Here is a 13,948-nt window from a genome sequence, read left to right as displayed (position 1 = left end):
CTCGCCCGACGCTGTCCCGCTGCTACACCGGGGCAGCCCGTCGTGGCGAACCAGGTTGGCCTGGGGCTAGCGCTTTATTGCTTGCTGCACTCGGCCGGCAGCGCTACCGCTCCGCCCATGGTGGCGAAGGCGACCATGCCGCCGCTGGGCAATACGCAGTTGTATTCGCCGGCGCTGGTACTGGCGGTGAAGTAGGTCTGGGACGCGTCGCTGCGCACATTCGAGACTGTGGAAACCGGCTTGCCGAGGGTGATCTGCGCGCGGTTCTTGAGGTCGTCGTTGCTCGGTTTGGCGATGGCGCAACCGCCCAGGGCAAGGGCCAGGGCGCTGAGCAGGGCGAGGGGACGAAGGCTGGACTGGAGTTTCATGATGGCTCTTCCTTGGTGTTGTTGTGTTTTCAACGGCGCAGCCGCTCCCGACACCGCAGAACGGCGGTGTTGGGGGAGAGCGGGTGGTTGCCCGGCACTATATCCCCGGGCTGGGGGAGGGTCGATTAGCACAAATGGGCTAATGTCGCTTTGCAATTACGGGGCGCTGGGGGAGGCGCACAGGGCCGCCGGATGGGACCGGCGAAGTGTTGCCGGTCCCGGATCATGCTCAGGTGAGCAGTTGCTCCTGCAGGCGTCGGCCCAGTACATCGAGCAGGTCGCAGCCGTCGCGCAGGGGGATGACGCAGAGTTGGGCGAAGTCCTGGAGCAGGGCCGGGTTGCTCTGCAGGTTGTCGTGACTGGCGATGTTTTCCAGCAACTGGGTGGCCGCGCGGATGCGGTGGGCGGCGGCCTCGTGGAGCGCGTCCAGCGGGGCGTGGGTGTCCACCAGCAGGGCGGGGATGTTGTAGTCGTTGCTGGTCAATGGCATGTGACGAGAGTTGGGCTCCGTCGCAGATGTATCAGGTTTGTTGGGTTTGACCTTTTTCATTTGATCGAGCTCCGGGTAGGCATGAGAGCTGCCAACGGCCTTCCTACGGGCTTGGGTGGCAGCCGCGCGCGGGGTAGGAATACCGAATACCCTTGGACTCGGCCACGCCGAAGCGTGCCCGCGCACGGCCGCCGCGGCTGATCTTACGGATGCGACAGATGCTCCGCAATCAGACGGGCGCTTATGCGCCAAGGGTTCTCGAAGGGTTCCTACGCCCTGTCACTGAATTTGCAATGACCCCCAGACCTTAAGGGCATCGTCTTGGAGGGACAAGGTGATGCAAGTGGACGCGAGTTGTAGGAATTTTCGGTGATCGCGGCTGAGGGGAGGGGGGAGTTTTTGGTCTTGATCGGTGGGGAAGCAGTCGTAAAACCTGGATCTTTTTGTGTACATATCCGTTGCTGCGGTCATGGCGGCTGGCTCGGCATCCTTGCCGAGCTGCCCCCTACGCAACGCCTACGCTTGGCCGGCTGGGAAGGGGCCTAAAGATCAAGATCAAGATCAAAAGCCAAAGCCAAAGCCAAGGTGCGCAGGCCGGCTCTTTGTAGCCGCTGCCGAAGGCTGCGAAACCAGGCGACGCGATATGTCAGGAATATCGGGGAGGCAGGTTTCGCAGCCTTCGGCTATGCCAAGAGCAACGTCGCCCTGTGAAGGAAAAATGAAACAAGGCCGGCCGGCAGGCCGCCGTCTTGCTCTTGCTGTGGCTTTTGATCTTGATCTGTTAGCCCCGTTAACCACGATGGCCGAACGCAGGCATTGATCCGTGGGTAACCCGGCAGGGATGCCGGGTTAGCCGCCACCCGGCCATGGATCAATGCCGGAGTTCGGGCATGCCTCGCTATGCGAGGCACCGAGTGGAGGGGCAGAGCGTTTTGCTTACTTTTGTCTGGGCCGGCATTCCGGATTTTCAAAAGTGAGTCGCTGTAAGAGCGAAACCATAAGCCGCCACACCCGCAGTACCGGATATGCACCCCAACCCCCACTGTAAAAGCGCAACCACAAATGGCCCCCCCCGTATCACCGGATATACACACCATCCCCCTCTACCCAGACCACAAAAAAAGGCGGCTACCCGTAGGTAGCCGCCTTTTTCATCCCTGTCGGTAACGCTTATTCCGCCAGTTTGTAGGCAATGATGTAGTCGCCCATCTTGGTGCCCAGGGAGCCGTGGCCGCCCACGACCACCAGGACGTACTGCTGGCCGTCCTTGCCGGTGTAGCTCATCGGCGTGGCCTGGCCGCCCGCTGGCAGGCGGGATTTCCACAGTTCCTTGCCGTTTTTCACGTCATAGGCGCGGATGTACTGGTCCAGGGTGCCGCTGAGGAAGCCCACGCCACCGCCGGTGACCATGGAGCCGCCCATGCTCGGCACGCCGATTGGCAGGCCGATCGGGATCGGCGAACTGTCGCGGCTGGTGCCGTTCTTGTGCTTCCACACCACTTTGTTGGTGGTCAGGTCGATACCGGCCACGTAGCCCCAGGCCGGCGCTTGGCAAGGTACGCCGAGCGGCGACATGAACGGGTGCATGATCACCGCGTAAGGCGCGCCGGTGTTGGGTTGCACGCCCGAGGTTTCGCTTTCGCGCTTGCTGTCGGCGGCGACTTCGGCACGCGGCACCAGCTTGGAAACGAAGGCCATGTAGTTCGGGCTGGTGAACAGCAACTGGCGCACCGGGTCCAGCGAGACGCTGCCCCAGTTGAACACGCCGACGTTGCCCGGGTAGATCAGGCTGCCCTGCACCGACGGCGGGGTGTACTGACCTTCATAGCGCAGTTCCTTGAACTGGATGCGGCACAACATCTGGTCGAACGGCGTGGCGCCCCACATGGCTTTTTCGTCCAGTGGCGGCGGCAGCAGGTTCAGGTCCGAACGGGCCTGGGTCGGGGCGGTGTGGTCGCCTTCGACTGCGCCGGTCGGGGCCGGTACTTCACGGATCGGCACGATCGGGGTGCCGTCGCGACGGTCCAGTACGTACAGGCTGCCTTGCTTGGTCGGCTGGATCAGCGCCGGCTTGACGCCGTCCGCGGTCTTCATGTCGAGCAGGGTTGGCTGGCTGCCCACGTCCATGTCCCACAGGTCGTGGTGGGTGAACTGGTAGTTCCAGCGCAGCTTGCCGGTGTCGATGTCCAGGGCCACGGTGCCGGCGCTGAATTTCTCGGCGCCTGCGGTGCGGTTGCCGCCCCATTGGTCAGGCATCTGGTTGCCCAGTGGCAGGTAGACCATGCCCAGTTTCTCGTCGACGCTGGCCAGGGACCACATGTTCGGCGAGTTGCGGGTGTAGGTCTTGCCTTCTGGCAGGGGAGCGGTTTCGTCGGGGTTGCCCGAATCCCAGTTCCACACCAGGTGACCGTCGTGCGCGTCGAAGGCGCGAATCACGCCGGACGGTTCATTGGTCGATTCGTTGTCGGTGACGTGACCGCCGATGATCACCAGATTGCGGGTGATGGCGGCCGGCGAGGTGGAGTAGTAGCCACCCGGAGTGAACGGGCCGATGCCGGCCTTGAGGTCCACGGCGCCTTTGTTGCCGAAGTCTTCACAGACTTTGCCGCTGTCGGCGTTGATGGCGATCAGGCGCGCATCGGCGGTGGGCAGGAACAGGCGGCGCGGGCAGCTGGCGGCGATGGCCTGGCCCGCAGGGGACAGGGTGGCCGGCTGGCTGATGGCGTCGGCGTTCTTGAAGTTGGCTTCGTCGTAGTACGACACGCCACGGCAGGTCATGTGCGCCCAGCCACGGAAGTCGTCGCCGTTGGGGCCCTGGATCTGCGGGTCGAAGCGCCAGATTTCCTTGCCGGTATCCGGGTCCAGGGCCAGCACCTGGCTGTGGGCGGTGCAGGCATAGAGCTTGCCGTTGACCTTCAGCGGGGTGTTCTGGTTGGTGATTTCCACCGGGTCCTTGGCGGTCGGCATGTCGCCGGTGCGGATGCGCCAGGCTTCCTGCAGCTTGCCGATGTTGGCCGGGGTGATCTGCTTAAGCGGCGAGTAGCGGTCGCCGAACTCGGTGCGGCCGTAGGCCTGCCAGTCGCCTTCAGGCATGGCCGGCGCGGTGCTGGTCATGTCGGTGCTGTCGCGGCCCAGGTCACCGGAGATTTCCCCAGGCTGGGTGAACTGGCTGCCGATGGCGGCGCCACCGGCCAGGACCACGGCCACGCTCAAGGCCGCAGTGCCCATGGGCGCAGGGCCATCGCGCAGCAGCGGACGACGGAACCAGGGCAGCAGCAGGACCACGCCCAGGGCGAACCACAGGGACAGGCGTGGCACCAGTTGCCACCAGTCCAGGCCGATTTCCCACAGCGACCAGAGGGTACTGGCGAACAGTACCAGGGCATAAAGGCCCAGCGCGGCGCGTTTACCGGCCAGCAGCAGGAGGCCGGTCAGCGTCAGGCCGATACCGGCCAGGACGTAGTACAGCGAGCCGCCGAGCATGCTCAGCTTGATCCCCCCGGCCAGCAAGGCCAGGCCCATTAGCAGCAGCAAGACTCCGAGCAGGCTTGGCAGCCGGCGGCTCGGACTTGAAGCACCCTCAGTGCTCATAGTGTGGTTCTCCGTGACGTTAAGAGTGTTCCCGCGCTTGTTCACTGTAGATGACGATCAGGCGCGGGCTTGGTTCAGCTGAAAACTGTGAATGGCGTCGTTTCTGCCTCGCGGCTTTAGAACGAACTCTGGATCTTGATCCCGCCGATCAGCGCGTCGTCCACCTGGCTGACGCCACCGGGATGACGGATGTATTGCAGGTTGGGGCGCACGGTCAGCCAGTTGGCCAGGTGCACGCCGTAGTACAGCTCGGCGCTGTATTCGGTGTCCTGGGGCGGCAGGTAGCCGGGGTCGTCGTAGGCGTAGATCGCGCGGGCCTGGTTGCGGGCCTGGGCGTTCTTGCGGTACGCCGGGTTGACGTGGACTCGGGCCAGGGCAAAGCCGATGTCGTCCTTGGCGCGGGCATCGAACAGGCCCTTGTAGACCAGGCCGGCCTGGACGTAGTTGTCGATGGCGTTGGTCTTCTTGTCGTGGGCGGTGACGTTGGCGAACAGGCTCAGGCCGCGGGAGTGGTCGCTGGCCACGCTGGTGACTTGCTGTTGCGCGCCGAACCACAGGCCGTGCTTGCTTGAGCTGCTGCGGTAGGCTTCGCCGCTCAGGGCCGCGCTCTGGCCGTTGCTGTCCTTGTACAGGTCGCTGGCCTTGGCGCTGCTGTAGTAGTAGCCGGCGCGGTACTCACCGGCCAGGCCGTTGAGTTTCGGTGTCCACACCAACTCCACCGGCAACAGGGTGCCCTGGGTGCCACTGCCGCTGAGCTTGAAGCCGTTGTCGCGGTCCAGGTTCGACGGGTTCTGTTCATAGGCGCCGATCTGCGCGTAGACCTCTGGAGTCAGGTGGTATTTGACCCGCAGCGCCCACTGGCTGACCGGCCAGTTGTACCAGACGCTGCCGGCCCAGTTGCCCACCTGGGAACCGCAGAACGCCAGGTTCTGGAAGTCGCAGGGGAAGCTGTTGAAGTCTTCGCCCTGGCCGAAGCGGCCGGCCTTGATGTCGAGCTTCTGGTCGAAGAATTTCTGCTGGTACCACATCTGCGTCAGGCGCCAGGTCTGGCCACGGCCCCAGACTTCCTGGGCCGAGGTGAAGCCGCCGACCCGTGGATCGTTGATCCGGTCGTTGCTGATGTTGTCGCCGTCGCGCTTGGTCACGGTCAGTTGGAACTCGGCGTCATCCCAGCCAAGGATCTTCTGCAGGTCCAGGTGGCTGCCGAAGGCGAACTGGTCGCTGTAGCGCGCGGTGCGGTCATGGTCGTAGCCGCCATGCAGGTTGGCGCCCATTTCGCCGACGTAGTCGACCTTGAAGTCGTAGCCCTTGTTCGCCAGTTCCGTGCGCGTGCCGTTCCAGTCGCCGAGCATCCAGGACGAGTCGCTGTCGAAGGCCGGGGCGGCCTGGGCGCAGGCGGCAAACCCCAGGGCGCCGAGCAGGCTCAGGGTCTTGGGCAGGGCAACGGGAGTCAGGACAGCGCTGTCTTTTAGGCGCTGAAAAGTAGGCATAGGCATTCGAGTCAGGTCTTTTTCTAGGAATAGGCAGAAGCAAGGGCGCGGCACGTGGCATCGATACGGGTTGATCGAGGACGGCAGGCCACTGATTTCAAAGGGAAAGATGAAACGGTTCAGCTTTATTAGGGGGCTAAGGATAAAGCGCCGTCTCATCAAGAGAAAGCGCTTTTATTGACATGAACCGTTTCGGATTCGGTAACAGTTACCGGGCCCGGGCAGGTTCAGCGCGGGGCGGTGGCCCCGGCGAGGGATTGTTTCTGCCGGGTGTAGCTCAGGGCGAAGTGCGCCACCAGGCCGAAGATCAACCCCCAGAACGCGGCGGCCAGGCCGAGAAAGCTCATGCCCGAGGCGGTGACCAGGAAGGTGATCAGCGCGGCTTCACGCTGTTTCTCATCGGCCATGGCGCCGCTGAGCCCGGCGCTGATGGCGCCGAACAGGGCGAGGCCGGCCAGGGCCGCGATCAGCTCCTTGGGCAGGGCGGCGAACACCGAGGCCAGGGTCGCGCCGAAAATCCCCATGAGGATGTAGAACAGGCCGCAGGCGATCCCGGCGATGTAGCGTTTGTCCTTGTCTTCGTGGGCTTCGCGACCGGTGCAGATGGCGGCGGTGATGGCGGCAAGGTTGATGCCGTGGGAGCCGAAGGGCGCCAGCAGCGCCGAGGTGATGGCGGTCCAGGACACGATCGAGCGCGCCGGGGTGGTGTAGCCGGCGCTGCGCATCACCGCCATGCCCGGCACGTATTGCCCGGTGAGGGTCACCAGGGCCAGGGGCAGGCCGATGTTGATGATGGCGTGCCAGTTCCACTCGGGGGCGGTGAAGATCGGTTTGGCCAGCGCCAGGGTGATGGAGCCGCCATTGAAATTGCCGAGGCCGGCGGCCACGGCGCAGCCCACCAGCAGCACTGCCAGGATCGCGTAGCGTGGCGAGAAGCGTTTGCCCAGCAGATAGGCCGCGATCATCGCCAGCACCAGGGCCGGTTGCACGGTGACCGAAGTGAACAGCTCGGCGCCGAAGCGGAACAGGATGCCCGCCAGCATGGCCGCGGCAATGGCTTTGGGCAGGCGGCTCATGAGTTTGTCGAAGGCCCCGGACAGCCCGACCACGGCAATGATCAGCGAGGCGACTATATAGGCACCGATGGCCTGGGGCAGCGACACCGTGGGCAGCATCGATACCAGCAGCGCCGCGCCGGGGGTTGACCAGGCGGTGATCACCGGCACCTTCAGGCGCCAGCTCAGCAGCAGGCCGGTGAGGCCGCTGCCGATGGAGATGGCCCAGATCCAGGACGACACCTGGTCACTGGGCAAGTGGGCTTCGCGGGCGGCCTGGAACACGATGATCAAGGGGCCGGCGTAGGAAATGATCACGGCGATCAGGCCGGCGATCACGGCGGAGAGGGACAGGTCCTTGCTGAGACTGTGCATGGCATCTCGACTGGGCATGGAGTGGAAGAAGGATTGAGTCGATTGGGTTGGTGCTGGCTGAGTGTATTTCAATGAATTGAATCGATTCAATTGTTTCTCTGGAAAGATTTCTTTGAGAAGTCCTTTGTTTTTATATAAGTGACTGATTTAAAACTATTTATATTGATCATGAATAAGGCTTTCGAGTCGCCTGCAGTTTTTTCATTTGTCTTTTCATCGAATCAATAGCTCGATTGAGTCGACGTTAAAGGCGAGTGCAGGCCTGTGATATGCTCCGGCCCACTTCAATGCAGCCGATGGTGATCAGCCTCCATGTGGGTTCCCCAGTTAAGCGAGTTCAATCAGCCGGTCTACCTGTCCATTGCCGACGCCTTGGCGCGGGACATCAGCAGCGGCCTGTTGAACGACGGTGACCGCTTGCCGACCTTGCGCGAGCTGGCGGTGACCCTCAATGTCACCCCCGGCACCATCAGCCGCGCCTACAGCGAAGCTCAGCGGCGCGGGCTGGTGCAGGGCGAAGTCGGGCGCGGCACTTATGTGCTGGCGCAGCCGCCGCTGGTGTTGCCGGAAGGTTCCAGTGCACCGTCGCTGTCCCTGGGGCAGTCCGAAGCCCTGGATCTATCGATCATCAAGCCTTACAGCGAAACCCTGGAGTACTGGTTGCGCGGCGCGTTGGTGGGCATGGCCCGCAGCAGCGATTTCGGTCGTGCCCTGGACTACGCCCCCGACGGTGGTCATCCGGCCCATCGTGAAGCCGGAGCCCAGTGGCTGCGCCATTCCCTGCCCGAAGTCCATTGGCAACAGGTGGTGATGACTGCCGGTGCCCAGCACGGCTTGATGGTGGCCATCAGCGCCTTGAGCAATGCCGGCGATCTGCTGCTCTGCGAATCCTTGACCTACCCGGGCATCATCTCCGTGGCCCACGGCCTGGAGCGGCGCCTGCGGGGCGTGGCAATGGACGAGCAGGGGATGATTCCCGAGGCCTTGCGCGAGCAGTGCCTGCGGGAAAAACCGGCGCTGCTGGTGTGCGTCGCCAGTTGCCAGAACCCCACCACGGCGATCATGTCACCCCAGCGCCGGGCGCAGATTGCAGCGATTGCCGAAGAGTTCGACTTTTTGATCATCGACGACGATATCTACGGCTTTCTCGCCACCGATCCGTCGATCAAACCGCTTTCCAGCTATGCGCCGCAGCGTTCGGTGTACCTCACCAGCCTGTCCAAGGCGATCATGCCGGCGTTGCGCGTGGGTTATCTCTACAGCCCGCCCAAGTTGCTGTCGCGCCTGAGCTCGATGGTCCGCAGCAGCGTGTGGATGCCCTCGCCCCTGACCGCGCAATTGGCCAGCAACGTGATTGTCGAGGGATTGGACCGCAAGCTGGTGCAGACTCAGCGCAACGAAGCGGCGGCGCGTCAGGCGATAGCCCGGGAAGTGTTTGCCGGCCTGGAGATCGAGACTCAGCCCCACAGCTATCACCTGTGGCTGACCTTGCCGGAGCCCTGGACTGGCGATGAGTTCGCCACCCTGGCCCGAGCCAATGGCGTGCTGGTGATGAGCGGCAGCCAGTTCCAGGTGGAACGCGGTGCCAGCTCCCGTTGTGTGCGGGTGGTGCTGATGTCGCCGACGACCCAGGACGAGTTGCGTTTTGCCCTGACTCAGTTGGCCAGCTTGATCGAGGCTGATCCGCGACGTTACCGCTGAGGCCGCTTCGCCGGCACCTGCCTCTTGTAGGTGCCGGCTTGCTGGCGAACGGGGCCTTAGAAGGTGGTACGCAACCCCACTTCCACACTGCGCCCGGCGGCCGGGGCGATATCCCGCAGAATCGAGCTGGCGTAGCGCACGGTCTGGTTGGTCAGGTTCTCGCCCTTGACGAAGGCCAGCCACTGGCTACGGCCAATATCGAAGCGATAACCGGCACTGGCGCCAAAGGTGGTGTAGCCATCGGTGCTGCTTTCGTGGTCCGGCACTCGGCCCTGGCCGGCGGCATGCTGCACATCCAGGCGCGCCTGCCAGCGATCCAGTTCCCAGAGCAGGCCGCTGTTCAGGCGCAGCGGGGCAATGCGCGGCAGGTACTGGCCATTGTCGAGGTTCTTGGCCCGGGTGTAGTCGCCGGACAGATCCAGGGCGAACTTGCCGTAGGCGCTTTCTCCCAGGCTCCAGCGATCCTGGGCTTCGATCCCGGTGAAGCGTGCTCGTACTCCGCTGTAGGCGTATTCCGGAATTGCACCTGCCTCTTCTTCGCCTTCATCGTTCAGGGTGCGCCCCGTGCCCAGCAGGCCGATGTAGTTGGAGAAGTGGCTGTAGAACACCCCGACGCTGCCTTTGTGGGTGCCGTTGTCAAAGCGCAGGGCCAGGTCGCTGGACACGGCCTTTTCCTTGGACAGCTTGGCGTTGCCCAGCTCATAGGTGCCGGTGGCGACGTGGGCGCCGTTGGCATACAGCTCATAGAAGGTCGGGGCGCGTTCGGTGTAGCCCAGGGTCGCGGCCAGGGACCACACCGGTGTCAGGGTATAGACCGCGCCGGAGGACAGGCTGCCGGCAGTGAAGCTGCTGGACTTGTCGGCCTGGGCAAAACGCTCGTTGCCTTTGCCGTCCGGGTCCACGGTGGTGTGTTCCAGGCGCCCGCCGAGGCTGAGTTTCAGGCGCTCGGTGGCTTGCAGTTCTTCAAGAATGAACAGGGCGCCGCTGTTGGTATCGGTCTTCGGCACGAAGGCTTCTTCACCCAGGGCGGAAAACTCGTTGCGATTGACCTGGGCGCCGATCACGCCTTCCAGCGGGCCGATGGGCAGGTGCCGAGCCTCGACCCGCGCCTCGTAACCCTTGTTCTTGAAGGTGGTGCCGGTTTCACCGCCTTCGATCTCCCGGTGCTCATAGTCGGTGTAGCCGGCGTTGAACTTGAGCGAGCTGAACGGGCCTTGCAGGTTGCGCAGCTCCGAGGCAAAGGCGTAATGATCCTGCTTCATGCGGATACGCACGTCGTCTTCGGCGGGTGAGCCGTAGTTGGCGTCGTAGTTGCTGTAGGACAGGCCGGCATAACCGTCGTCCCAGGTGTAGGAACCGCCGATGGCGCCGCCGTCCTGGCGTCCGTCGCTGTTGCCCAGGCGGCCTTTCTTGCCGTCGCCATCTTCGCTCGCTGGCGCGTGGCGGCTGCGGGCGTAGCCGGGAATCTTCAGGTCATTGAACTGCCGGGAGTTGGCGTCCAGGTGCAGAGCGAAGGTGCCGTCGCCGGCTTCCAGTTTTCCGGCGCTGCTGCGGGTGGTGTCGGCGCCGCCGTAGCGCAGTTCACCGGCCCCGTGAATACCCTCGATGGCTTTGGTGGGAATGCGGTTGTCGAAGCTGTTGATGACCCCGCCAATGGCGTTGCCGCCGTACAGCAAGGCTGCCGGGCCACGAACGATTTCGATGCGTTCAACGTTGACCGGGTCCAGAGGCACGGCGTGGTCGTAGGACAGCGACGAGGCATCCAGGGCGCCGATGCCATTTTGCAGGATGCGGATGCGGTCACCGTCCAGGCCACGAATCACCGGGCGGCTGGCACCGGGACCGAAGTAGGACGAAGACACACCCGGCTGCTTGTTCAGGGTTTCACCGAGGCTGCCTTTCTGTTGCAGGGTCAGTTGATCGCCTTCCAGCACGGTGGTGGGGGCGGCCAGCTCAGTGCTGCCCAGAGGATTGGCGGTGATGACTTGCTGGGGCAAATCCAGGGCCTGGGCCTGGGAGGCAATCAGCAAGGCGGCGGACAGCGGCGACAGGCGCCACAGTAAAGAGCGGGAAGGGCGAGGGACTGAAAGGGACATCGGTCATTCCTTGGCAAGCGTTGCGCAGCGCGCTTTGAGTCAGAAAACAGGCAGGACACGGGGGTGCCCAGGATGCGGGTGAGTTGTTATTGATTGATACAATATAACATCTCTTTTATCGCGAAAAGCCAGGAACTTTTTGCTTCTCATGCTCAATCGCCGTGGTTGTCTACGGCGGCTACAGTTAAAACAGCGCTCTGGCGCGGGCGCATGGCCTCGGCTAAGGTGCGCGGCTTTCCCTATTTTCTTCCCGCAAAGGCCTGGCATGACCGACACCCACACCGACCCGCTGCATGGCGTAACCCTGGAACAGATCCTCAAGGCGCTGGTGGAACACTACGAATGGTCGGGGTTGGCCGAGCGCATCGATATCCGTTGCTTCAAAAGTGACCCGAGCATCAAGTCGAGCCTGACCTTCCTGCGCAAGACACCCTGGGCACGGGAAAAGGTCGAGAAGCTCTACGTGAAGTTGCAGCGCACCAAGCGTCCGCTCTGAGGAATTCCATGGCCGGTGTATCGCTGCAGGGGCTGCTCAGCCGACGCGGGCTGATCGCCATTGCCGCAGTGCTGGGTTGGCTGGGGCTGACGGTTCAGCTGTACCTGATTCTGTTGTTACGCTGGGAGGCCGGGGCCAGCCTGCTGGGTGGGCTGGTGAACTTCTTCAGCTTCTTCACCGTACTCAGCAATACCTTGGTGGCCAGTGTGCTGACCTGTGCCCTGAATCTGCGGATTTCCCGGGGGCAGGCGTTCATGTTGCGTCCGGCGGTCAGTGGCGCGGTAGCGGCGAGCATTGTCCTGGTGGGGTTGGCGTACAGCCTGCTGTTGCGTCATCTGTGGCATCCCCAGGGCTGGCAATGGCTGGCGGATGAGTTGCTGCACGACGTGATGCCGGTGCTGTTCCTGATCTACTGGTGGTGCTGTGTGCCCAAGGGGGGGCTGCGGCTGTGGCACGTCGGCTTTTGGATGCTTTATCCGATACTGTATTTCGCCTATCTGCTCTTGCGCGGGAATGTGCTGGGGCTGTACCCCTATCCTTTTATCGCTGTGGACAAGCTCGGCTATCCCCAAGTGCTGCTCAATGCCCTGGGCATATTGGCGGGATTCGTCCTGGTGTCGTTGTTGTTGCTGGGCCTGGATCGCTGGTTGGGCAAGCGCCCGGCGCAACCCCGGTAGGCCCCGGCTTGCCAGCGAAGCGGGCCTTGAGACCGCTTTCGCTGGCAAGCCAGTTCCTACAAGGGAAATGCATTCCCGGCCACTCCGTAGGAGCCGGCTTGCCAGCGAAGGGGGCGTTGAGATCGCCTTCGCTGGCGTGCCAGTTCCTACCGTGAGGCGGGCCTATTGTTCTTCGCTGCCGTCCAGGCGCCAGTAACCGGCAGCCTTGACGAATTCGTCGTTGAGCCGGTGCTCATCCAGCAGCACTCGACGAACCTGGCGCGAGACCTTGCTCTCGGTGGCCACCCAGGCATACAGCTTGCCTTGCGGGACCTGCAACTGACGCACAGTGCTGATCAGGTCCTGCGCGCCGCCATCACGCTCCACCCAGATCACCTCGACCTCGGCGGCGCTATGCAGTGCCTGGCGCTCCGCTCGATCCTGAACCTCGATCACCGCCAATACCCGGCGTCCGGCCGGCAGTTCTTCCAGGCGTCGGGCTATGGCGGGCAGGGCCGTTTCATCGCCGATCAACAAGTAGCTGTCGAAGATGTCCGGCACGATCATCGACCCCCGCGGGCCGCCGATGTGCAGGTACTGCCCCGGCTTGGCCTGCTCGGCCCAGGTCGAAGCGGGGCCGTCGCCATGGAGCACGAAGTCGATGTCCAGTTCGCCCTGTTCCAGGTCGTAGCGGCGCGGGGTGTAGTCGCGCATGGCGGGCATCGGTCCGCTGTCCTTGCCTGGGCCCAGCACCAGGGTTTCCAGGGCGGCTTGCTGTTCGGCGTTCTGCGGGAACAGCAGCTTTACATGATCGTCGCTGCCCAGGCTGATGAAACCGGCCAGCTCCGGCCCGCCGAGGGTGATGCGGCGCATGCGTGGGGTCAGGTCGACGACGCGCAAGACTTCCAGGCGCCGGCGCTTGATCTCGTGCATGACCCGGTGAATGGATGGCTCTGGGGTTGCAGTCATTCGGATTTCTCCTGGGCAGTGTGGCTGACAGGACCATCGACAATGGCCTTGGCGGTGTTGTTCAGCAGGTCACGCACCCGGAGGATTTCTTCCGGGCTCCAGCGCCCATGGTGCATTTGCAGGGCGTGGCGCAGGTTGTGCACCGCCTCATGGATTTCTGCAGGGCGGTCGTGGCCGCGCAGGGAGCGCTTGCTGACCTCGATGCGCATGTGCACACCGTCCAGGGCAATGGCCTGCTCCTGAAGGGAAAGACGACCGGCGTCGGTGACGCTGTAGCGCTTTTTCCCGCCTTCGGCGTCGCCCTGGATCATTTCGCTTTCTTCCAGAAAGATCAGGGTCGGGTAGATCACACCGGGGCTCGGGCTGTAGGCGCCGTCGAACATGCCTTCGATCTGGCGGATCAGGTCGTAGCCGTGGCAGGGCTGCTCGGCGATCAACGCCAGCAGCAGCAACTTCAAGTCGCCGGGGGCAAACACCCGGGGGCCGCGGCCGCCGCGTTCACGAGCGGGGCGGCGCTCGAAACTGTCGTGGCCGTCACCTTGTTCGCGGTGGTGAGGGGACTCTCTCATTTTCTCTTTCTTCTGTTCGGTTCAGATATAACTTAAGATATATCTTAACGATTGCGCAAGCACTTCTACGCCATCCAAAGCTGCCGTTGGTC

General features: G+C 63.3%; 11 protein-coding genes. 3 read left to right on the top strand and 8 right to left on the bottom strand.

Annotated features, from left to right (window positions below; genetic code table 11):
• Positions 1 to 74: 74 nt before the first annotated feature.
• The 5 genes from DWF74_RS09265 to DWF74_RS09235 form a co-directional block, all read right to left on the bottom strand.
• The gene (locus DWF74_RS09265; RefSeq protein WP_047305906.1) at positions 75 to 368 is read right to left on the bottom strand and encodes a hypothetical protein; all 294 of its coding nucleotides are present in this window, start codon (positions 366 to 368) and stop codon (positions 75 to 77) included.
• Positions 369 to 597: 229 nt separating this feature from the next.
• Entirely contained in the window at positions 598 to 918 is a 321-nt protein-coding gene (locus DWF74_RS09260; RefSeq protein ID WP_115580810.1) for a hypothetical protein, read from the bottom strand.
• A 1,110-nt stretch (positions 919 to 2,028) separates the two neighbouring features.
• On the bottom strand, positions 2,029 to 4,449 hold the full coding sequence (locus DWF74_RS09245) for a glucose/quinate/shikimate family membrane-bound PQQ-dependent dehydrogenase (RefSeq protein ID WP_115580807.1): 2,421 nt from the start codon (positions 4,447 to 4,449) through the stop codon (positions 2,029 to 2,031).
• Between the two features lie 116 nt (positions 4,450 to 4,565).
• The gene (locus DWF74_RS09240; RefSeq protein ID WP_115580806.1) at positions 4,566 to 5,939 is read right to left on the bottom strand and encodes a carbohydrate porin; all 1,374 of its coding nucleotides are present in this window, start codon (positions 5,937 to 5,939) and stop codon (positions 4,566 to 4,568) included.
• Positions 5,940 to 6,166: 227 nt separating this feature from the next.
• Complete coding sequence (locus DWF74_RS09235) at positions 6,167 to 7,369, bottom strand: benzoate/H(+) symporter BenE family transporter (RefSeq protein ID WP_102860439.1); 1,203 nt, start codon at positions 7,367 to 7,369, stop codon at positions 6,167 to 6,169.
• A gap of 312 nt (positions 7,370 to 7,681) precedes the next feature.
• Between DWF74_RS09235 and DWF74_RS09230 the strand changes: the two genes are divergently transcribed.
• On the top strand, positions 7,682 to 9,070 hold the full coding sequence (locus DWF74_RS09230; RefSeq protein ID WP_115580805.1) for a PLP-dependent aminotransferase family protein: 1,389 nt from the start codon (positions 7,682 to 7,684) through the stop codon (positions 9,068 to 9,070).
• A gap of 56 nt (positions 9,071 to 9,126) precedes the next feature.
• Here the strand turns inward: DWF74_RS09230 and DWF74_RS09225 are convergent, their stop codons facing one another.
• Entirely contained in the window at positions 9,127 to 11,166 is a 2,040-nt protein-coding gene (locus tag DWF74_RS09225; RefSeq protein ID WP_115580804.1) for a TonB-dependent receptor, read from the bottom strand.
• Between the two features lie 265 nt (positions 11,167 to 11,431).
• Here DWF74_RS09225 and DWF74_RS09220 point away from each other — a divergent pair, with 265 nt between their 5' ends.
• Together DWF74_RS09220 and DWF74_RS09215 are read left to right on the top strand one after the other, a co-directional pair.
• The gene (locus tag DWF74_RS09220; protein ID WP_019093117.1) at positions 11,432 to 11,662 is read left to right on the top strand and encodes a VF530 family DNA-binding protein; all 231 of its coding nucleotides are present in this window, start codon (positions 11,432 to 11,434) and stop codon (positions 11,660 to 11,662) included.
• Between the two features lie 8 nt (positions 11,663 to 11,670).
• Entirely contained in the window at positions 11,671 to 12,339 is a 669-nt protein-coding gene (locus tag DWF74_RS09215) for a Pr6Pr family membrane protein (protein WP_115580803.1), read from the top strand.
• Positions 12,340 to 12,501: 162 nt separating this feature from the next.
• Here DWF74_RS09215 and DWF74_RS09210 read toward each other — a convergent pair whose 3' ends face one another.
• Positions 12,502 to 13,287: a siderophore-interacting protein gene (locus DWF74_RS09210; protein WP_102860443.1), complete on the bottom strand. Its 786-nt coding sequence runs from the start codon at positions 13,285 to 13,287 to the stop codon at positions 12,502 to 12,504.
• Complete coding sequence (locus tag DWF74_RS09205) at positions 13,284 to 13,856, bottom strand: PadR family transcriptional regulator (protein ID WP_115580802.1); 573 nt, start codon at positions 13,854 to 13,856, stop codon at positions 13,284 to 13,286. Before DWF74_RS09205 ends, DWF74_RS09210 begins: the two co-directional genes overlap by 4 nt.
• Positions 13,857 to 13,948: the final 92 nt, after the last annotated feature.

This window comes from Pseudomonas protegens (assembly GCF_003363755.1).
GTDB classification, from domain to species: domain Bacteria; phylum Pseudomonadota; class Gammaproteobacteria; order Pseudomonadales; family Pseudomonadaceae; genus Aquipseudomonas; species Aquipseudomonas danubii.
Note: the sequence above shows the minus strand (reverse complement) of the source record. Positions and strands in the feature narration are given on the sequence as shown.

Coding starts and splice junctions, on each gene's coding strand:
- DWF74_RS09265 (WP_047305906.1), bottom strand. CDS start 368: ATGAAACTCCAGTCCAGCCTTCGTCCCCTCGCCCTGCTCAGCGCCCTG.
- DWF74_RS09260 (WP_115580810.1), bottom strand. CDS start 918: ATGAAAAAGGTCAAACCCAACAAACCTGATACATCTGCGACGGAGCCC.
- DWF74_RS09245 (WP_115580807.1), bottom strand. CDS start 4,449: ATGAGCACTGAGGGTGCTTCAAGTCCGAGCCGCCGGCTGCCAAGCCTG.
- DWF74_RS09240 (WP_115580806.1), bottom strand. CDS start 5,939: ATGCCTACTTTTCAGCGCCTAAAAGACAGCGCTGTCCTGACTCCCGTT.
- DWF74_RS09235 (WP_102860439.1), bottom strand. CDS start 7,369: ATGCACAGTCTCAGCAAGGACCTGTCCCTCTCCGCCGTGATCGCCGGC.
- DWF74_RS09230 (WP_115580805.1), top strand. CDS start 7,682: ATGTGGGTTCCCCAGTTAAGCGAGTTCAATCAGCCGGTCTACCTGTCC.
- DWF74_RS09225 (WP_115580804.1), bottom strand. CDS start 11,166: ATGTCCCTTTCAGTCCCTCGCCCTTCCCGCTCTTTACTGTGGCGCCTG.
- DWF74_RS09220 (WP_019093117.1), top strand. CDS start 11,432: ATGACCGACACCCACACCGACCCGCTGCATGGCGTAACCCTGGAACAG.
- DWF74_RS09215 (WP_115580803.1), top strand. CDS start 11,671: ATGGCCGGTGTATCGCTGCAGGGGCTGCTCAGCCGACGCGGGCTGATC.
- DWF74_RS09210 (WP_102860443.1), bottom strand. CDS start 13,287: ATGACTGCAACCCCAGAGCCATCCATTCACCGGGTCATGCACGAGATC.
- DWF74_RS09205 (WP_115580802.1), bottom strand. CDS start 13,856: ATGAGAGAGTCCCCTCACCACCGCGAACAAGGTGACGGCCACGACAGT.